Below are 19,265 nucleotides of genomic sequence, written 5' to 3' on the forward strand. Positions count from 1 at the left end.
TAACGCGTAAGCTGCGATTCATGAAAATAATAGATTGGTATATTATTAAGAAGTATTTGTCGACGTTCGTCTTCACTATGGCTATTTTTACTGTGGTCATGGTTATTTTTGACGTTTCCGAAAAACTGGATAATTTCCTGCAATATAAAGCGCCGATCTCCAAAATAGTATTTCAGTATTATGCCGGATTTATTCCTTTTTATCTGAATTTTTTATCTCCGCTGATCAACTTTATTGCCGTTATTTTCTTTACCTCCAAGATGGCAGATCAGACCGAGATCGTGCCTATTCTGAGTGGAGGAATGAGTTTCAACCGAATGTTGAGGCCATATATGATTGCAGCTTCGCTCATTTTTGCTGTCACTTTTGTATTTAACATTTATATTATTCCGCGTACGAATAAAATGAAAGTGAGCTTTGAGAATGTATATGTCAAGCCTGATAAAGCCGGTGGATCTATCTCTGCTACTCATATGCAGATCGACTCCGATACGTACGTATACATTGATAATTTCGATACAAAGCAAAAAATAGGCTATAATTTTGTGCTGGAAAAATTTGATGGAGATCGCCTGAAAGAAAAGATGATTGCAGACAGGATACGCTGGGATTCAATTTCTACAAAATGGAAAATAGAGAATTATACCAACCGGGTTATCAATGGTCTTCAGGAGCGTATGGATAAGGCGGATCAGAAAGATACTACGCTGGATATGAAACCCTCCGATTTTGAGAAGTATGACAATATGTTTACAGCAATGAATACCGATGAACTGAGTAAGCGTATCGACAAGGAAGAAACCCGGGGAACAGGTATGATGACCGAACTGTTGCTGGAAAAATACAAACGGTATATATATCCGTTTTCCGCATTTATTCTGACGCTGATGGGAGTTTCGCTTTCTTCCAAGAAGGTAAGAGGAGGGATAGGACTTAGTCTGGGATTAGGTATCGCATTGAGCTTTGTATATATAGTATTGATTCAGTTTTCAACCATGTTTTCGCTCAAAGGAGGTCTTCCGCCATTGATCGCCGTCATGATTCCGAATTTAATATTCCTGAGTTTAGGCCTTTATCTGATGTATAAAGCACCAAAATAATCCTTATTTTTTCATGTCCTCCATCAAAATTAATCGCAATATTCTTGTTTTGCACCTGACTGTGCTGATTTGGGGTTTTACAGGTATTTTGGGCGGGTTGATTTCCGTATCAGCGATTCATCTGGTTTGGTATAGAGTAGGTATTGCTGCCATTGCATTAGCGGTATATTTTGTATTTAAGCGTCAAAGTATAGTTGTCAGTAAGCGGGACTTCCTTAAATTTTTTATGACCGGAGCTGTGGTGGGATTACATTGGGTTCTGTTCTTTTATTCTATAAAAGTATCGACTGTATCTGTTACACTGGTAACACTCTCTTCGGTAACCTTATATACCGCCATATTTGAGCCTATGTTATACAAACGCAAAATAGCGGCTTTGGATATCGTCATTGGACTGATTATTATTTTGGGGATATACACTATATTTCAATTTGAAACCCGGTATCTGGCCGGCATTATCAGTGGTCTGGCATGTGCATTCTGTGCGAGTGTATTCTCCATTCTCAATGGTAAGATGGTTAAATCATCCAGTCCAACAATTATTACCTTTTACGAGATGCTGGGGGCTTTTTTCTGGATCAGTGTTTTTATGCTTTTCTCCGGAGATTTCAATGCCAGTATGCAACTTAGTCAGCAGGATCTCTGGTATTTATTGCTTTTGGGTGTTGTGTGTACGGCAGTAGCTTATGTTATGGGAGTGGCTGTAATGAAAGAGCTCACGGCATTTACTGTAGCATTGACGACTAATCTGGAACCTGTTTACGGAATTATCCTTGCAGTATTGATATTTGGTCATAAAGAAACCATGAGTCTTGGCTTTTATGTAGGAGCAGTAATCGTATTGACTGCTGTATTTCTATATCCATATGTCAAAACCCGAATGGAAAACCGGCAGAAAGATCTGGTTATCCGTAAGCTGCACTAAAATTATCCGTTGTCCTTCCGGAGGATAATCCTGAAATTTATTATACTTTCCTGGAGATCGCTTTGGCATATCATAATAAAGTCCGGTTGTGAAAACACACCGGACTTTACTGTTATTAGGGTAGGTGATTATGCGTAATTATAAATTGTCTCTTTGCTTTCAAGATTAGACGAACCCATTAAGAACTCGTCCACTTTCCGGGCACATTCACGTCCTTCAGAGATTGCCCATACCACCAGAGACTGACCGCGACGCATATCTCCGGCTGAGAAGACCTTATCTACCGATGTTCTGTATTCGCCTTCAGTAGCCTGTACATTTCCTCTTCCGTCAAGTGCAACACCTAATTGCTGTAAAAGACCCTCATGTTGCGGATGTAAAAACCCCATAGCCAATGTAACCAGTTCACATGGAATCTCACGTTCTGATCCTTCTACCTCGGTAAATTTGACAGGTCTTCCGAAAGTATCGGTTTCCCATTCCAGATCAACGACGATTGCGCCTTTGAGATTTCCGTTGTCATCACCGACAAATGATTTGGTGCTTATGCTCCAATGGCGTTGACAACCTTCTTCATGTGAAGTCGTTGTCTTTAACAGCATCGGGTAAGTAGGCCACGGCATACCATTCGTACGTGTATTCGGTGGCTGCGGCATCAGTTCAAATTGGGTAACGGAAACCGCACCATGACGATTTGAAGTACCTACACAGTCGGAACCAGTATCACCACCACCGATAACTAATACATTTTTACCGGTAGCTGTAATTTCTTCTACTTCTATCGGAGATTGGCCAACACGTTTGTTTTGTTGTTTCAGGAACTCCATCGCATAGTGCACGCCTTTAAGTTCACGACCTGGAATCTGAAGATTACGGGGAATTGTAGAGCCTCCTGTAAGTACAATAGCATCAAAAGGAGCCAGCTCCGATACCGGAACATTTTTCCCAACTTCGCTGTTGGTACGGAATACTATGCCCGACTGCTCCATAATCTCAATACGTCTGTCGATAATCGATTTATCCAGTTTAAAATCCGGAATACCGTAACGTAACAGTCCGCCGACTTTGTCATCGCGCTCATAAACAACGACATCGTGACCTGCTTTATTCAGTTGTGCTGCGGCAGCAAGACCTGCAGGACCGGCACCTATAACTGCTACCGTTTTGCCTGTTTTTAAATAGCTTCTGTTCGGTTTTACGAATTTATTTTTGAAGGCAATCTCGATAATATGCTTCTCGATCTCTTCAATAGCTACAGGAGGCTTATTGATACCCAGTACACAGGCTGACTCACATGGAGCAGGACATATACGGCCTGTAAACTCCGGAAAGTTATTGGTTGAGATCAGGATATTGTATGCATCTTCCCATCTTCCGTCATATACAGCGTCATTAAATTCAGGAATCACATTGCCCAGCGGACATCCCGAGTGACAAAAAGGGATACCGCAGTTCATGCAACGTGCAGCCTGCTCATTAAGTTGTGTATCAGAATAGCTTTTTACAAACTCCTGATAATGTTGTTTTCTATTTTCAACTGCTTCCTTTTTAGGAAGTGTTCTATCATATTCTAAAAATCCGGTTGGTTTTCCCATGACAATTGCCCCTTATTTAGCTTCTACCAATTTTTTAAGTAATACATTTTTATATTCACGAGGGAATACTTTGATAAATCTTGATTTCTCAGCTGCCCAGTGTTGAAGGATGTAATTTGCTCTTTCACTTTTGGTCAGGTGGATATGGCGCTTCAATAGGGCAATGATTGTTGTTTCGTCTTCTGTATCTAACGGATCCAGATCTACCATCTCCATATTACAGTTTTCTCTGAATGTACCGTTGATATCGTATATCCAGGCAATACCTCCACTCATACCGGCAGCAAAATTACGTCCTGTAGGACCCAGGATCAGTGCACGACCACCAGTCATATATTCACAGCCATGGTCTCCGATACCTTCGACTACTGCTGTTGCGCCTGAATTGCGTACTGCAAATCGCTCACCTGCCATACCGTTGATAAAGAGATGCCCGGAGGTAGCCCCGTATAAAGCAACATTACCGATGATGATATTTTCATGCGCGACCAATGGACTGTCTTTTGTCGGATAAATAGCCAATTGAGCTCCGCAAAGTCCTTTTCCTACATAATCATTTGCTTCACCTTCCAGTTCAAAAGAAATCCCTTTGGTATTAAATGCACCGAAAGACTGCCCTGCAGAACCTTCAAATTTGTAATTGATCGTATTATCCGGGAACCCTTCTGCACCAAATAACTTAGATATTTCATTGGAAAGCAGGGTACCCACTGTACGGTCTGTGTTTTTTACAGGGAATGTACCGAATACAGGTGTTTTGCTTTCGAAAGCCGCTTTCGCTTGTTTCAGTAAGCCCCAATCCAGTATCATACCCATGCCGTGATCCTGCTCTTCCGTATTATGAAGTGATTCACCTGCAGAATTTCTGGCTACATACAGGATACTTGAAAAATCAATTTTCTTAGCTTTCCAATGTTGGATATTTTCACGTTTTTTAAGGAACTGCGCACGGCCAACCATTTCATTGATGGTACGGAAACCAAGTTCTGCCATTGTTTCACGAATCTCTTCAGCCAGGAAGCGGAAAAGATTGACAATATCTTCCGGTTTACCGGAGAACAATTTTTGTAATTCGGGATCCTGAGTAGCTACGCCCACAGGACAAGTATTCAGATGACATTTACGCATCATGATACAGCCTCCTGCGATAAGGGCTGCGGTAGCTACACCCCATTCCTCAGCACCCAATAATGTTGCAATTACAATGTCACGTCCGGTTTTCATCTGTCCGTCAGCTTGTAATACTACACGGCTGCGTAGTTTATTTTGTACCAGTGTCTGATGTGCTTCAGCAAGACCAAGTTCCCATGGCAATCCGGCATGTTTGACCGAACTGATAGGAGAGGCTCCTGTACCGCCGTCATATCCGGCAATAAGGATAACATCAGCATGAGCCTTTGCTACACCGGCAGCGATCGTACCTACACCGGCTTTAGATACCAGTTTTACGTTGATACGAGCTTTACGGTTTGCATTTTTAAGGTCAAAGATCAGCTGAGCCAAATCCTCGATAGAATAAATATCGTGATGCGGAGGAGGAGAGATCAGTCCTACACCCGGAGTAGAGTGACGCAATCTCGCAATGAAATCGTTCACCTTATGACCTGGCAGCTGCCCGCCTTCACCCGGTTTTGCACCTTGAGCCATCTTGATCTGTATCTCATCTGCTTCTGTCAGATAGTGTGAAGTCACACCAAAACGTGCTGAAGCAACTTGTTTGATAGCCGATCGCATAGAATCTCCGTTTGCCAGCGGTATAAAGCGTGACGCATCTTCTCCACCTTCACCGGTATTGCTTTTGGCTCCGATACGGTTCATAGCAATAGCCAGTGTACTGTGTGCCTCGGTCGAAATAGATCCCAGTGACATAGCTCCAGTAGCAAATCGCTTCATAATATCATTTGCAGATTCTACTTCATCAATAGATACTGCCGTACGGTGTTTTGCAAAATCCAGCAATCCGCGAAGCGTATACATCTTCTCTTTTTGATTGTTGATCAGACCTGCGTATTTTTTATATGATTCGTAATCGTTATTGCGGCATGCCTGCTGTAATAAGTGTACGGTCTGCGGATTCCAGAGATGACCTTCTCCTCTTCTTTTCCATTGGTAGACACCACCTTCCGGAAGGAGATTCTTTTCGACTCTTGAGTTTCCGAACGCAGTCCAGTGTTTGATCAAAACTTCTGTTGCAATATCATCTAATGAAAGACCTCCGATGCGGGATACAGATCCGCAGAAGTATTGGTCTACTACTGTTTTGTCAATCCCCAGGACCTCAAAGATCTGAGCACCATGGTAAGATTGAAGAGTTGATATACCCATTTTGGAGAATATCTTTAATAAACCTGCACAGATAGCTTTTACGTAGTTTTTCTTTAAGGTATCCCATGTCAGATCGGTATCCAGATGTCCCTGTTCTTTCATGGTACGGATACTTGCCAGTGCCATATACGGGTTGATTGCGGTCGCTCCGAATGCCAGCAGACAAGCAAAGTGATGCACTTCCCAGACATCTCCTGCTTCAACTACCAAACCTACAGCACCGCGATTACCGGTTTTGATCAGATGGTGATGTACCGCAGAAACTGCGAGGATGGACGGAATAGGAGCATGTTGTGAATCAATGGCTCTGTCCGAAAGGATTAATACTTCAAATCCGTCACGTACAGCATCATCTGCATAACGACAAAGTCTTTCAAGGCCATCTTCCAGTGAACCTGATTTTCCGTCAGCTTTGAAATAGAGTTGTAAAGTTTTCGCCTGAAATACACCTGTATCGATAGAACGAAGTTTTTCCAGCTCACTTGAAGTCAGGATAGGGTGTTGTAGTGTCACACAGTGACAGAATTTTTTATCTTCAATCAGAATATTACCGGCATTACCGATAAATGTCGCCAGACTCATGACCAGTCTTTCGCGAATAGGATCTATAGGCGGATTGGTAACCTGAGCGAAGAACTGTTTGAAATAGCTGGAAAGATGTTGAGGCTGATCAGACAGAACTGCTAAAGGAACGTCAGTTCCCATTGATCCGATAGGCTCATATCCGGTAAGCGCCATCGGAGCCAGTATTGTTTCCAGATCCTCACGCGAATAACCGAACCCTTGCTGATATTTGAAAACAGATTCTTTAGATAAGTAGGTGTAGGTGACACGTGGGTCAGCCAGTTCTTCCAGACGGATTTTGTAATTATTTAACCATTCGCCATAAGGTTGCTGACGGATAAGTTCACCTTTTACCTCTTCATCTGTGCGGATGCGTCCTGCTTCCATATCGACTACAAAAATCTTTCCGGGCTGTTGACGGCCTTTTTGGATAATTAAGCTTTCAGGAACAGGTAGGGCTCCGGCTTCTGATGCAACTACAACGCGGTCATCTGAAGTAATCGCATAACGTAAGGGTCTTAATCCATTACGATCTAATGTCGCTCCGATAGTTTTGCCATCTGTAAAACACAGTGCTGCTGGTCCGTCCCATGGTTCCATAAGTGTCGCATGATATTCATAGAATGCTTTTTTCAAGGGATCCATCTGCGTGTTACCATCCCAGGCTTCAGGCACCAGCATAAGCATAACATGAGGCAGACTTCTGCCGCTGTGTAATAACAGTTCAACTACATTGTCCAGACAGGCGGAATCAGACTGGCCTTTATCTACGACAGGTAATAGAATCTGCATTTCTTCATCTGTAAAATAAGGGGATGAAAGAGAGCGGACACCGGCATAGAACCAGTTTAAGTTGCCGGTAAGTGTATTGATCTCCCCGTTATGGGCAATATGTCTGAAAGGCTGTGCTAATGACCAGGAAGGAAATGTATTAGTGGAGAACCGGGAGTGTACCAGACCAAAAGCAGATACAACACGAGGATCCCGCAAATCTTTGAAATAAGTTCCTACCTGATAAGTCGTAAGCTGGCCTTTATAAATGATAGTCTTACAAGATAGAGAGGCAATATAAATAGGGAGAGGGTATTCTTGGTGTTTTTTGATTTTCTGAATGATGAGACGTCTCAGAACAAAGAGTTTGCGTTCGAATTCTTCTGTGTTAAACACTCCTTCTGGTCGTGCTACGAAGAATTGGACAATCTCCGGTTCGGCACTCAGCGCAGTCGGACCTATACCTTCCCGGTTTACAGGCACCGTACGAAACCCAAGGAAGCGCATATTGCGTTCTTCGCAGGCTTCAACGACTGTACTTCTGCAAAGTGTATTCATTTCCGCTTCTTTTGGCAGAAATAACATTCCTGTTCCGTAATAACCGGGCTCTTCGAGTTGAATGCCTAGTGAAATACATTCTTCCCACAGGAACTCATGAGGCAGCTGGATCATAATCCCGGCACCGTCACCACTTTCAGGATCACAACCGCAGGCACCGCGGTGTTCCATATTTTCTAACATGGTCAAGGCATCCTTAACCTGGTTGTGGGACTTGCGGCCTTTAATATGTGCTACAAAGCCTACACCACATGCGTCATGTTCAAAATCAGGGTCGTAAAGTCCTTTTTTCTCTATTCTTTCGTTTGTCATCTTCTCCTCAAAAATATAATCAGTTTGCTAATATAGGAATAAAAGTCTTATATTTTTATATTATTCACAAATAAAACTAATTTATATTGATTCTTTGTTAATTAAACATGATTAATGCAATAGATTTTGTATTTTATTAGCTTAGAGCTTCTGTTATTGGAATAACATTCTGTACTTTTGGGATGTAAACAAATAAATTATGGTTATTACGACTATTGAGATCTACAGACTAAGTATTCCGATGGAGCCGTTTGTCATTGCGACAGGAACGATGGACTATGCTCAGAATACTTTTATCAGGGTAAATACAGACGAAGGAATATATGGAGTAGGAGAGTGTTCTGCATTTCCGATGATTGTAGGAGAGACTCAGGATACCTGTCTGGTGCTTGCCCGTGATTTTGCAAAATTATGGAAAGGAAAGGATCCGCTGGCTATACAGGACCGTCTTGCCGAACTGGATCTTTATATTGCCGGAAACAAAACAATAAAAAGCGCTTTTGACAGTGCATTATTTGATCTTGCGTCCAAACATGCCGGATTGCCGTTGTATCAGTTTTTAAAAGGGGAGCGCCGGGATATTACTACGGATATGACACTGGGTATAGCATCTCCTGAAGAAATGGCTGAAAAGGCCAGAAATCTTCAGCGTGAAGGTGCTGTTGTATTGAAGGTGAAACTGGGGAAAGATCCTCAGACAGATATTGAACGGATCAGGGCCATCCGCAAAGCTGTTGGTTTTGATATGCCGGTTCGAATTGATGCAAATCAGGGTTGGTCATATGAACAAGCCGTACAGGCTTTGCAGGGACTGGAACCTTTTAAAATACAATACTGTGAGCAGCCTATGCGGACATGGAATGACCATTTGCTTCCTCAGTTGCGTACAGAAACAATAGTCCCGATTATGGCTGACGAATCTGTGTATTCACATTATGATGCAGAGCGGCTGTGCCGGGAGGATGCCTGTGATTATATCAATATTAAATTTTCAAAATCAGGAGGTATTGCAGAGGCTTTACGAATAGATGCCGTTGCAGCAGAGTTTGGTATTCCATGTATGATTGGAGGTATGCTGGAAAGCCGTCTGGCTTTAGCTGCGAAAGTACATTTTGCTTATGCGGCAAAAATGGTCAGATTCTATGATCTGGATACATGTATGGTCGGACATCTGGAAGATCCTGTCATCGGAGGAGTACAATATGACGGATACCGGATCTCGGTAAGTGATACCCCTGGTATAGGAGCAGATATTGATGCGGAATATTTAAAGAAATGTGAAAGTTGGGTGATCTGATCATCCGGCTTTTGATAGTATCTTTTTACGGATAGAGAAAGTCATAAATCTTTACCCTACCTCAATCCAAATTATTACCTTTGTTGTTGCTTAATTTTTATATAATTAATAATTATCATGAGTACACAAAAAGGTCCTATTTCTCAGTTTCTTGAGAAAAATTACCTTCACTTCAATGCAGCAGCATTGGTGGATGCAGCGAAAGGTTATGAAGCGCATCTGAACGAAGGTGGTAAAATGTTAATTTCTTTAGGTGGTGCGATGAGTACTGCTGAATTGGGAATTTCTTTAGCTGAGATGATCCGTCAGGATAAAGTTGCAATTATTTCCTGTACCGGAGCCAATCTGGAAGAGGATGTGATGAACTTGGTTGCGCACTCACATTACAAAAGAGTTCCGAACTATCGCGATCTGACTCCTGAGCAGGAGAGAGAGTTATTAGATAATCACTATAACCGTGTCACTGATACCTGTATTCCTGAAGAAGAGGCTTTCCGTCGTTTGCAGAAGCACCTTGAGGACGTATGGCATGCAGCTGAAGCCAAAGGTGAGCGTTACCTTCCGCATGAGTTCTTATATCAGGTCGTAAATTCAGGTGTATTGGAACAATACTACGAGATTGATCCTAAAAATTCATGGATTGTAGCTGCCGCTGAAAAGAATCTGCCTATTATATGTCCGGGATGGGAAGATTCCACAACAGGAAATATCTTCGCTGCGAATGTAATCAAAGGAAATCTGAAAGCCAGCACTGTAAAGTCCGGTATTGAATATATGATCTACCTGACAGAATGGTACCGTGAAAACTCCAGCGGAAAAGGGGTAGGTTTTTTCCAGATTGCAGGTGGTATTTCCGGTGATTTCCCTATCTGTGTAGTGCCGATGATGTATCAGGATCTGGAGTGGGAAGATGTTCCTTTCTGGTCTTACTTCTGCCAGATTTCGGATTCAACAACTTCTTACGGTTCATATTCAGGAGCTGTTCCTAATGAAAAAATCACTTGGGGCAAATTGGATATCGATACACCTAAGTTTGTTATTGAATCTGATGCGACTATTGTGGCGCCTTTGGTATTTGCTTACGTACTGGGTCAATAGAATTAACTTTAGTATACGCTATACATGAAGAATTTGCTCACCGATAACCCTGCTGCTATCAAAGCACTCATGTCAGAGACATTGTTTTCTGCCGGGCAGTCCTTTGCACATAGACAGGAGGATGAATTTGTGGAAGCAACATCTATACAAACTCCTCTGTCTGCAGAAGTGAAAACGGATGCGACGGAGGAGTTTATTTATCAGGGAAATAAAGATAGAGGGATTGTCTTTATTTTACGTTATCAGGAATATCCGTATTTTTCAGCAGGTGCTCAGGAAGCATTTGTGAAAACAATTGGTGCTCTTCAGCTTGCTCCCTCCGATGTGGCTGTTGTCAATCTGGCTAATCCGCATAATCCGAATGATTTCAAACGCATTATGCAGTTTTTTACGCCAACAAAAATCATTCTGCTGGGCGTCGAACCGACATCTCTTGTCTTGCCGCATATCCCTCATAACTCTTACATGAAAGGTCGTGTAGCCACGGTATTTAATACCTATAGTTTTGAGGAAATGTTTGTGGATATAGAGAAGAAAAAGGCATTCTGGATAGAATTCAAAACTTTTATAGCTTCTTAAGCTCTTTACATCATCTGATCTTTTTATAAATACCTTTGCCAACTAAAGTTTTTTGGCAAACAGGGGCTTTTCTGAAATTTTATTTTTTAATTTGTAGATATGATCGAATTAATTTTTGCAACAAATAATGCGCATAAACTGGATGAAGTACGTGCTATAGTAGGGGATGCTTTTATGATCAAAAGTCTGGATGATATCAATTGTCAGGATGATATTCCCGAAACCGGAGATACCTTTGAAGAAAATGCAAAACAGAAAACAGATTATCTTGTAAATAAATATGGTTTATATTGTTTTGGAGATGATTCAGGATTAGAAATCGAAGCAATCAATAATGAACCTGGGGTATACTCAGCCCGTTATTCAGGATCTAGAGATATGGAACGTAATATCGATCTGGTTCTTGAAAAATTAGGAGGTAGTGAAAATCGTAAAGCCAGATTTCGAACAGTTATATCCTTATTTCTGAATGAACAGCAGTACTTCTTTGAAGGTACTATTGCTGGGACAATTATTTCTGAAAGGAGAGGGACGGAAGGATTCGGGTATGATCCGATTTTTATTCCGGATGGATATGAAAAGACATTTGCTGAAATGACTGCAGACGAAAAGAATGGAATCAGCCATCGTTCTATTGCAGTCAAGGCATTAACAGGCTTTTTGAAATCATTATGATCAATATAAAGCGGATAGTTTTTAAGAATAAGAATTTTAAGCTTGCCTATTATTTTAAAGCACTTTTAAGGGAGATTCCTCTTTCGTTCTGGTATAGGTCCCGATTAAAATCTAAATTTCAGGCAATCCCGAAATTTGACAGTAAAGCACTGGAAGATCGGGTGAATTATTACAATAAGCTTCAGCAGAATACTTCCCTGACATCCGCGGCTGTTGCAATAGCTGAATTTAAGATTCCTGAAAAAATCCGGGTATATTATTTTGATACGAAAGAATATGCCCGCTATTTTGATCCTCTACTTAAACTGCAGATGATACCCGGTGATGTGGTGGATATTCCCGAATGTCCGGCAATAGTGAAAAGCAGACCCATCGCCGGAGATAATAAAAATGCTGTCTTACTTAATCTGGATAAGATCAGGCACTTTAATTTTATACAGGATGATATTGCGTTTGGTAGTAAAAAGGATATGCTGATCGGAAGATTTGCAGCTTACCAGCAACACCGCAAACGTTTTTTTGAATTGTACTTTGGCAACCCTTTATGTGATCTGGGGAGTGTCGTGATGGATAATGATCATCCGGAATGGTACAGTAAGCCTATTTCTATTCAGCAGCATCTGGATTATAAGTTTATTCTGTCTCTGGAAGGAAATGATGTTGCTACAAATCTCAAATGGATCATGTCTTCCAATTCCGTAGCAGTAATGCCTCTGCCTAAATATGAAACATGGTTTATGGAAGGTAGACTGATCCCGGATTTTCACTATATACAGATTAAAGATGATTATTCGGATCTGGAGGAAAAGCTGCACTACTATATTAATCATCCGCAGGAAGCTGAAAAAATTATTGGTAATGCACATCAGTACATTCAACAGTTTAAAAACAGAAAATTAGAAGATCTTATCGCACTCCGCGTTCTCGAAAAGTATTTCGAAAAGACGAATCAAGGACTTTGATTCTTTGCTTAAACCTTTTGTCAGTATTGCAGGAAGTAATTTTGCTGTAAATGTAATGCCGATTGAAATCAATTTGTTTCCGTGACAGGTTCAGATTCCTCTTTTACCGGATTTTTAGATTCCTGATTCACTTTTTTTGGTTCAGTCTTTTGATCTGCAGGTTTTTTAACTTCCGTTTTATTCCCCTCTTTCGGATCTTTCTTTTCCGCCACAGGATCTTTAGCAGCAGACTTGCTGCCGGATGAAGAACTTGCTGCGGGTGGATTTATATCTTTTGGAATTTCACGTTTTCTGTTAAGTAAATCTTCCTTAGACACCGGGCGGTCTTCCGGTCGCCATATAAATCCGGGCAATACTTCATTCTCATTGGTCACCATATTCAATGGATATACTTTGCCATCCACCTTGCGGATGGATACATAATCCTTGATTTTTCGGTTTTCCATCAGAATTTTGATCCGGCTGCTGCGGTCATGAAACATTTCCGTGATAACTTTTTTCTCTTCATTGACCACGAAAATCATGTTTTCCGCATTCCCGTCAACAAATAAACGATCCAGATTATTGCCAGCAAAGAAGCCTGTAATCTTTCTCCCTTTGAGTTGATTGAATTTGATGGTATCCAGTACAGCATTAACCATGAACGCACTGTTCACCAATAACATATTGTCCAGACGTTGCTCCTTGATCTGCAGATAGAGCGTATCTGCAGAGATTTGCGATCCTTCGGCCCATATCATAGGGCGTCCCATAAACCTGAACATGGAGTCGGCCATGCCGTAATATACCGAATCAGCGACTGCCTGCAGGTCAGATTTGAACATACGTACATTATAATGTGCTATGATAATCCGCGTACGTGCCGTATCCAGATAAGCACTGTCTTTAGGAGTAGTCGTGACAGAGTCCGGTGATTTGGCAACTAACAAAGCTTTGTTGATCAGGCTGTCACTCTCATTTCCTTTGGGCAATACCGTTCGCTGTCTGAGCACACTGTCTGCTGTCAGGGTCTTACCGATTAGTATTTTATTCGGATCCCCTTTTTCCTGTTGTACGACAGCAGGTTTTTTAGGTGGGGCTGTGGTATTTTTTGTGATGGCTTTACTTGTCTCTTTGACTTGCTTGATCACAGTTTTGGCCGAGTCAGATTTTAATCCTTCTATATGAAGACTATCTGTTTGAGTCGAATCTGACAGACCACTTATATTGCCTGACATAGACAGGCTATCCGTATTTTCGTTACCGTCATCATCCCCGTAGTCTTCATCTGCTATTTCCTCTATGAGTCCGCCATTCCGATCGAGCTTGAAATCGAGTGCTTTATAGTCTTTGAGGAAAATAACCTTTGAATATAAGGTATCAGCTGTCATATAAGCGGAATCTACCTGCGGCTCAGGTTTGACAGTCGCGGATACCGAGTCTTTGGAAACGGGTGTGATCGGGCTGATTTCCTTAAAGGATTCCTCTTCTTTGGATTTCTTTTTTTCTACAGTTTTTTCCTTACCGGACTTTTTACCCTTCTCCTCTTTTTCTACAGGTTTGGCAGAAGTAGAGTCGCTGGTACTGGTTGAGTCTTTTTTAATCACCATTGTAACCAATGGCTTATCCGTCATGGTGATAGACTCATCCGATTGTTTATACAATCCGTACCCGCCATTGGCATAGAATTTATCAACTGTATCTACAAAAACTACATTACGGTACGCTTTACCTTCTCCTGTAGCTCTGTCATAATATAAGCTGTCTCCTTTGAGAAACTTAGAACCTTCTGTGTACAGGTTGTTTTTAGAAAAGCGGGCAACACCGGTAGCCGTATTGTAATTTCCTTTTTCCGTATACAGATTTTCGCCTTTATTTCCTTTGATGTTGGTTGGACCGAAGAAATATGTAACCCGTTGAACAGAATTATAACGCATGGTATCCGTATAGATCTTGACGTCCGGTGTTCTTACGACAACCTTATTTCTGAAATAGGCATCCTGCGTATTCTCAAAGTAATAGGCATTTTTAGAAGTAATAGTGTCTCCTTTACTGACAATCCGCCCACCACCGGTGTATGTGCCGACTTTGCTGCGCATATTGTACGTCAGGTAATTGGTGGTCAGTACAGAAGATTTATCGACCATACGCACATTACGTGTCAGCGTGGCAATCTGAGGAGCTGCGTCATAATGAAGTTTATCTGAATAGATGATCGTACCGCTGGGTTGCGTTATAACGACATTGTCAAAGGCTTCAAAAAACTGTCTGCCGATTCCATCCTCATACATATATCCGCTGTCAGCAGATAACGTACTTCCTTTGTGTTCAAAAACAGGTCTGTAATAAATAGTACGATCCGGATTTTTGACCAGGCGCATACTGGATGATGAAACCAGCTTGAGCTGATCTCCAGTAGGCTGTGGCTGTTGAGCGGATGCAAACAGACAGAAAATATATGTTAAGACAAAAAGGAATAATCGTTTCACAGCAGCAAAAATATGCAAATAAAGTGCAAATAATTGTTAAAGCAAAAATTTTCATTAAAACCAATCCCGTTTATGATAACATCCGGGAATTCAGAGTGCAATAAGATTTTATTAGAAGAATAAAATTGTCTATTTTCAAATCGAAAGGTAAATTAAGCCCTTTCCAATTTATAAACATATTATGAAAGGATTACATTTAATTGTTACCCTAAAAAAATTAATTTTTCCATATAAATAGACTTCATATAAAATCCTTACGTCATTTAAAGGATTACAGCAACTGCAAAAATCTGAGAGCTTTCTTTGTCGTTATCAAAAAAGACACACTTTCGGAAAAAATAAGCCTTAACTTTGGGTACATGAATGTGCTGGAAAGATTTCATAGATATGTAAATCAAAACGGGCTTTTTGGTCCGGATGATAAAATTGTACTGGCTGTAAGCGGAGGTAAGGATTCTATGCTGATGGCCAGACTTTTTCTGGAATCGAACTATCCTGTGATTATAGCACATTGTAATTTTTCCCTGAGAGGAGAGGAGTCTGATCTTGATCAGCAGCTTGTCGAAGCCTTTGGCGAAAAGTATGGTATTCCTGTTTTCATCAAAAGATTTGATACAGAAGCGTACGCAGAAGAAAACAAGATTTCTATACAAATGGCAGCCCGTGACTTACGTTATCAGTGGTTTGAAGAATTGCGTATTGCTCAGGACTGTGCATACATCTCGGTTGCACAACACTGCAATGATCATATCGAAACAGTTTTGCTTAATATGATCAGAGGTACAGGTCTTGCAGGTCTGCAGGGTATACAGCCAAGACGTGAACGTATCATCCGGCCCTTGTTGTTTCTCCGGGCTGCAGAAGTTACGGAGGCAGTTCGTCTTTTACAGATTCCGTACAGGGATGATCAGTCTAATTTTTCTGTTAAATATGCCAGAAATAAAATCAGATTGAAGATTGTTCCCTTGATGGAAGAGATAAATCCGGAGTTTGTACAAAGTTTTGCATCTAGTATAGACAAATTTGCAGGAGCCTATCAGCTTCTTCAGGATTTTGTAAACCCTGTTCGTGAGTCTTTATTTCAGGAAAGTAAAGTTACCGCAGAAGTGCTTATTGAAAGGAAAAGTCTGGAACCGTACCTTACTAATCCGGCACTGCTGTATGAGCTTTTTCAGCCCTATCATTTTCAAAAGAATGTACTGGAAGATCTGGTAATAACCTGGGATAATGGAACGGGACGTATTTTTGAATCTGACACATACCGCTTGTTAGTGGATCGTACACACTTGATCTTGCATCCGATTGTTTCGGAGGAAGAAACTCCGGTTTGCATTGAGGAAACAGATGAACAAGCCGAATGGAAGGGCTTTCATTTTAATATTGAAAAATCTTCTTCAAGGGATATTGTAAAAGAGAAACATATCGCCAAAATTGACTGGGATAAATTAAAGTTTCCTTTACAAATCCGAAGTTGGCAGGAAGGTGATGTTTTTTATCCGTTAGGGATGGAGGGTAAGAAGAAAGTGAGTGATTATTTCATTCAGCAAAAAATAAATTCCTTTGCCAAGGCACGAATTCCTATCTTGGTGGACGGAACGGGGGAAATTATCTGGATTGTCAATTACAGGTTAGACAATCGGTTTAAGATAACGAACAATACAAAAAAAGTATTTACTTTAGTCTGTGAATAATTATATGGAAGAGCCAAACTTATTTGTAGAGCAACAGTATCTGGGTAGAGATAAGACCTGGATCAGTGTCCGCCTGATCTTAGCGTTGTTCTGTTTTATTGCTTACTATCTCAATCTGGATCATCTGGCTTCACGTCAATTATTTTTTATTGTAGGTGTGGCTGTTATACTGGTATCGATACTGATGATGTATATGTTACATTACAGAACGGTTGTCAGGGAAAACTGTGTGAGTATCAGCGGGCTATGGACAACACGTCTTGTCAAAATAGACCTGAACAGCATCGCAAAAGTGGAAAAGAAAAAATACAGCACTTTTATCTTTAATAATCCGGTGTACAACCTGCATAAAAATGGCAAAATTCGCTTTTATTCAGGTGGTAATGATGCGATCTGGCTGACGGATAAGGACGGTCTGGTGTATGTAATAGGCACACACAAACAGGAAGAATTCTATAAAGCTGTAGAATACGCACGGAAGCTCAGAAAAGATTAAAATTTTGTTAAGTGATTTTTCTCTGACAAAAACACAAGGTATCTCTTCTATTATTTATTAAATTTGAGAAAAAGCAACGAATTAGTATGGCTCCATTATTGAAATTTTTATTGATAGCTTTCGCTGTTTATTTCATAGTAAGGTTTCTTTTCAGATTAATTTTACCATTCGCTATGCGTAAAGCGGCAGAGCGTATTATGAAAAAAGCTCAGCAATCACAATATACCACCGGTAACGGTCCGTTTGGATATCAACAGTATGAACAGCAAACACGTGCCGATGAAGGAAGAGTACGTGTAGAATATGCTCCTTCTAAAAAAGAAGAAAAGCGCAGACCTGGAACAGCTACAGCTGGAGAGTTTGTAGACTTCGAAGAGATAAAATAAGCACTTTTCCTTCCTAAAAAGGTTATCTTTGCGGTCTATGTGGTTAAAACAATTATCTGTTTTAAATTTTAAAAATTATACGGAATCCGCTTTAGAATTTTTGCCGGAAGTAAATGCTTTCGCCGGAGAGAACGGTGCCGGCAAAACCAACCTTTTAGACGCTATACATTACCTTTCCCTGTGTAAAAGTTATTTCAATCCGATCGATTCTCAGCATATTAAGCAGGGGATGGACTGGTTTATGGTACAGGGATCATTTGAAAATGATACCCGTACAGATGTAATCTCCTGTAGTCTGAAAAAGAATCAGAAAAAGCAGTTTAAAAAAAATAAAAAGGACTATCCGCGACTTGCCGATCATATCGGACAATTTCCGTTGGTCATGATCTCTCCGAATGACAGTATGATCATCACGGACGGAAGTGAAGAACGTCGTAAGTTTATGGATAATGTAATCTCGCAGACGGATCATCACTATCTGGATAAGCTTATCACGTATAATAAGGTCATGCTTCAGCGTAATGTCATGCTCAAACAAGCACGGGAAACCGGACAACTTGATCTGGGGTTACTGGAAGTATTAAACCTGCAGCTTGTAGAAGTAGGAGCACAGATCTTTGAGAAGCGTCAGCAATTCATGAAGGATTTTCTTCCTGAATTTGAAAAGCATTATCATTTTCTTACTGAAAGTGCAGAACAGGTATCTCTGGTGTATGAATCTCCGTTGATGACTGTTGATTTTCATGAATTACTGGATAGAAACCTGGAACGTGACCGGGCATTGGAAAGAACCTCTCAGGGTATACATAAAGACGATCTTCTGTTTACCATACATGAAGGGATGCCATTAAAGAAATTTGGCTCTCAGGGGCAGCAAAAATCATTTCTCATTGCATTAAAATTAGCCCAGTATAGTTTTCTTCAGGCAAGAAAAGGCTTCAAGCCATTGTTGCTGCTGGATGATATCTTTGATAAACTGGATGAAAGACGTACACGTAAACTGATGCAGATGGTTTCGGAAGACGATTTTGGCCAGATCTTCCTCACCGATACAGATTCAGAACGTGTGCAAAGAATTTTTGAGGAAATCGCACAACCAATCCGTATCTTTGATATCAAAGGAGGCGCAATACAAGATGTATAAGAAGAAGGTAGACGAAATTCATTCCAATGATGATATTGGTATAAAACAGGCTATTGAAAAATGGGTGGATACCTATCGTCTGCGTCGTAAATTTGACGAATCTTCTATTGTCAATGCATGGCCTGAGATTATTGGGAAAGCAATTGCCAACCGTACCCAGAAAATTTATATCAAAGACCGGAAGATGTATGTTAAGGTGGAATCTGCAGTAATCAAGAACGAATTAGCTCTAATGCGCAGGCAGATTATTGGCCGTCTTAATGAATATGTTGGGCAGGTTGTTATCGAAGAATTGATCATTCTTTAAAAAAAGAGTATC

Annotated in this window: 15 protein-coding genes; 12 read left to right on the plus strand and 3 right to left on the minus strand. The window is 40.8% G+C overall.

Features of this window, described 5'->3' with window-relative positions; translation table 11 throughout:
* Nucleotides 1–20: 20 nt before the first annotated feature.
* Nucleotides 21–1,100 (plus strand): LptF/LptG family permease, encoded by a 1,080-nt coding sequence (locus I6J02_RS10575; protein ID WP_201681627.1) that lies wholly within the window; start codon nucleotides 21–23, stop codon nucleotides 1,098–1,100.
* 13 nt (nucleotides 1,101–1,113) lie between these two features.
* Complete coding sequence (locus I6J02_RS10580; RefSeq protein WP_201681628.1) at nucleotides 1,114–2,025, plus strand: DMT family transporter; 912 nt, start codon at nucleotides 1,114–1,116, stop codon at nucleotides 2,023–2,025.
* Between the two features lie 128 nt (nucleotides 2,026–2,153).
* Here the strand turns inward: I6J02_RS10580 and I6J02_RS10585 are convergent, their stop codons facing one another.
* The gene (locus tag I6J02_RS10585) at nucleotides 2,154–3,620 is read right to left on the minus strand and encodes a glutamate synthase subunit beta (protein ID WP_201681629.1); all 1,467 of its coding nucleotides are present in this window, start codon (nucleotides 3,618–3,620) and stop codon (nucleotides 2,154–2,156) included.
* Between the two features lie 12 nt (nucleotides 3,621–3,632).
* The gene (gene gltB / locus I6J02_RS10590; RefSeq protein WP_201677986.1) at nucleotides 3,633–8,150 is read right to left on the minus strand and encodes a glutamate synthase large subunit; all 4,518 of its coding nucleotides are present in this window, start codon (nucleotides 8,148–8,150) and stop codon (nucleotides 3,633–3,635) included.
* Between the two features lie 199 nt (nucleotides 8,151–8,349).
* On the opposite strand from gltB, the gene I6J02_RS10595 reads away from it, so the two are divergent.
* The 5 genes from I6J02_RS10595 (at nucleotide 8,350) to I6J02_RS10615 (ending at nucleotide 12,761) form a co-directional block, all read left to right on the plus strand.
* On the plus strand, nucleotides 8,350–9,447 hold the full coding sequence (locus I6J02_RS10595) for a mandelate racemase/muconate lactonizing enzyme family protein (RefSeq protein WP_201677987.1): 1,098 nt from the start codon (nucleotides 8,350–8,352) through the stop codon (nucleotides 9,445–9,447).
* Nucleotides 9,448–9,564: 117 nt separating this feature from the next.
* Nucleotides 9,565–10,545: a deoxyhypusine synthase family protein gene (locus tag I6J02_RS10600; RefSeq protein WP_002996875.1), complete on the plus strand. Its 981-nt coding sequence runs from the start codon at nucleotides 9,565–9,567 to the stop codon at nucleotides 10,543–10,545.
* Nucleotides 10,546–10,569: 24 nt separating this feature from the next.
* A complete protein-coding gene (locus I6J02_RS10605; protein WP_201677988.1) occupies nucleotides 10,570–11,124 on the plus strand; it encodes a hypothetical protein in 555 nt (184 codons plus the stop codon).
* A 99-nt stretch (nucleotides 11,125–11,223) separates the two neighbouring features.
* Complete coding sequence (locus I6J02_RS10610; RefSeq protein ID WP_201677989.1) at nucleotides 11,224–11,799, plus strand: non-canonical purine NTP diphosphatase; 576 nt, start codon at nucleotides 11,224–11,226, stop codon at nucleotides 11,797–11,799.
* Complete coding sequence (locus I6J02_RS10615) at nucleotides 11,796–12,761, plus strand: glycosyl transferase family 90 (protein ID WP_201677990.1); 966 nt, start codon at nucleotides 11,796–11,798, stop codon at nucleotides 12,759–12,761. The genes I6J02_RS10610 and I6J02_RS10615 overlap by 4 nt, the downstream gene beginning before the upstream one ends.
* 68 nt (nucleotides 12,762–12,829) lie before the next feature.
* On the opposite strand, the gene I6J02_RS10620 is transcribed toward I6J02_RS10615, so the two are convergent.
* Entirely contained in the window at nucleotides 12,830–15,229 is a 2,400-nt protein-coding gene (locus tag I6J02_RS10620; protein WP_201677991.1) for an OstA-like protein, read from the minus strand.
* A gap of 359 nt (nucleotides 15,230–15,588) precedes the next feature.
* Here I6J02_RS10620 and tilS point away from each other — a divergent pair, with 359 nt between their 5' ends.
* The 5 genes from tilS (at nucleotide 15,589) to I6J02_RS10645 (ending at nucleotide 19,253) form a co-directional block, all read left to right on the plus strand.
* Nucleotides 15,589–16,920 carry a tRNA lysidine(34) synthetase TilS gene (gene tilS, locus I6J02_RS10625; protein WP_201677992.1) on the plus strand — a complete coding sequence of 444 codons (1,332 nt, stop codon included), beginning with the start codon at nucleotides 15,589–15,591 and terminating at the stop codon, nucleotides 16,918–16,920.
* A complete protein-coding gene (locus tag I6J02_RS10630; protein WP_002996853.1) occupies nucleotides 16,913–17,416 on the plus strand; it encodes a hypothetical protein in 504 nt (167 codons plus the stop codon). Before tilS ends, I6J02_RS10630 begins: the two co-directional genes overlap by 8 nt.
* Before the next feature lie 86 nt (nucleotides 17,417–17,502).
* Nucleotides 17,503–17,802 (plus strand): DUF4834 family protein, encoded by a 300-nt coding sequence (locus I6J02_RS10635; RefSeq protein WP_002996851.1) that lies wholly within the window; start codon nucleotides 17,503–17,505, stop codon nucleotides 17,800–17,802.
* Between the two features lie 37 nt (nucleotides 17,803–17,839).
* The gene (recF, locus tag I6J02_RS10640; RefSeq protein ID WP_201677993.1) at nucleotides 17,840–18,946 is read left to right on the plus strand and encodes a DNA replication/repair protein RecF; all 1,107 of its coding nucleotides are present in this window, start codon (nucleotides 17,840–17,842) and stop codon (nucleotides 18,944–18,946) included.
* Nucleotides 18,939–19,253 (plus strand): DUF721 domain-containing protein, encoded by a 315-nt coding sequence (locus tag I6J02_RS10645; protein WP_002996847.1) that lies wholly within the window; start codon nucleotides 18,939–18,941, stop codon nucleotides 19,251–19,253. Before recF ends, I6J02_RS10645 begins: the two co-directional genes overlap by 8 nt.
* Nucleotides 19,254–19,265 lie beyond the last annotated feature (12 nt).

Origin of the sequence: Sphingobacterium spiritivorum (assembly GCF_016725325.1) — a bacterium.
Classification (GTDB): Bacteria; Bacteroidota; Bacteroidia; order Sphingobacteriales; family Sphingobacteriaceae; genus Sphingobacterium.

What these genes read in the sequence shown, in the direction of transcription:
- I6J02_RS10575 (WP_201681627.1), top strand. Translation starts at nt 21, where the DNA reads ATGAAAATAATAGATTGGTATATTATTAAGAAGTATTTGTCGACGTTC.
- I6J02_RS10580 (WP_201681628.1), top strand. Translation starts at nt 1,114, where the DNA reads ATGTCCTCCATCAAAATTAATCGCAATATTCTTGTTTTGCACCTGACT.
- I6J02_RS10585 (WP_201681629.1), bottom strand. Translation starts at nt 3,620, where the DNA reads ATGGGAAAACCAACCGGATTTTTAGAATATGATAGAACACTTCCTAAA.
- gltB (WP_201677986.1), bottom strand. Translation starts at nt 8,150, where the DNA reads ATGACAAACGAAAGAATAGAGAAAAAAGGACTTTACGACCCTGATTTT.
- I6J02_RS10595 (WP_201677987.1), top strand. Translation starts at nt 8,350, where the DNA reads ATGGTTATTACGACTATTGAGATCTACAGACTAAGTATTCCGATGGAG.
- I6J02_RS10600 (WP_002996875.1), top strand. Translation starts at nt 9,565, where the DNA reads ATGAGTACACAAAAAGGTCCTATTTCTCAGTTTCTTGAGAAAAATTAC.
- I6J02_RS10605 (WP_201677988.1), top strand. Translation starts at nt 10,570, where the DNA reads ATGAAGAATTTGCTCACCGATAACCCTGCTGCTATCAAAGCACTCATG.
- I6J02_RS10610 (WP_201677989.1), top strand. Translation starts at nt 11,224, where the DNA reads ATGATCGAATTAATTTTTGCAACAAATAATGCGCATAAACTGGATGAA.
- I6J02_RS10615 (WP_201677990.1), top strand. Translation starts at nt 11,796, where the DNA reads ATGATCAATATAAAGCGGATAGTTTTTAAGAATAAGAATTTTAAGCTT.
- tilS (WP_201677992.1), top strand. Translation starts at nt 15,589, where the DNA reads ATGAATGTGCTGGAAAGATTTCATAGATATGTAAATCAAAACGGGCTT.
- I6J02_RS10635 (WP_002996851.1), top strand. Translation starts at nt 17,503, where the DNA reads ATGGCTCCATTATTGAAATTTTTATTGATAGCTTTCGCTGTTTATTTC.
- recF (WP_201677993.1), top strand. Translation starts at nt 17,840, where the DNA reads ATGTGGTTAAAACAATTATCTGTTTTAAATTTTAAAAATTATACGGAA.
- I6J02_RS10645 (WP_002996847.1), top strand. Translation starts at nt 18,939, where the DNA reads ATGTATAAGAAGAAGGTAGACGAAATTCATTCCAATGATGATATTGGT.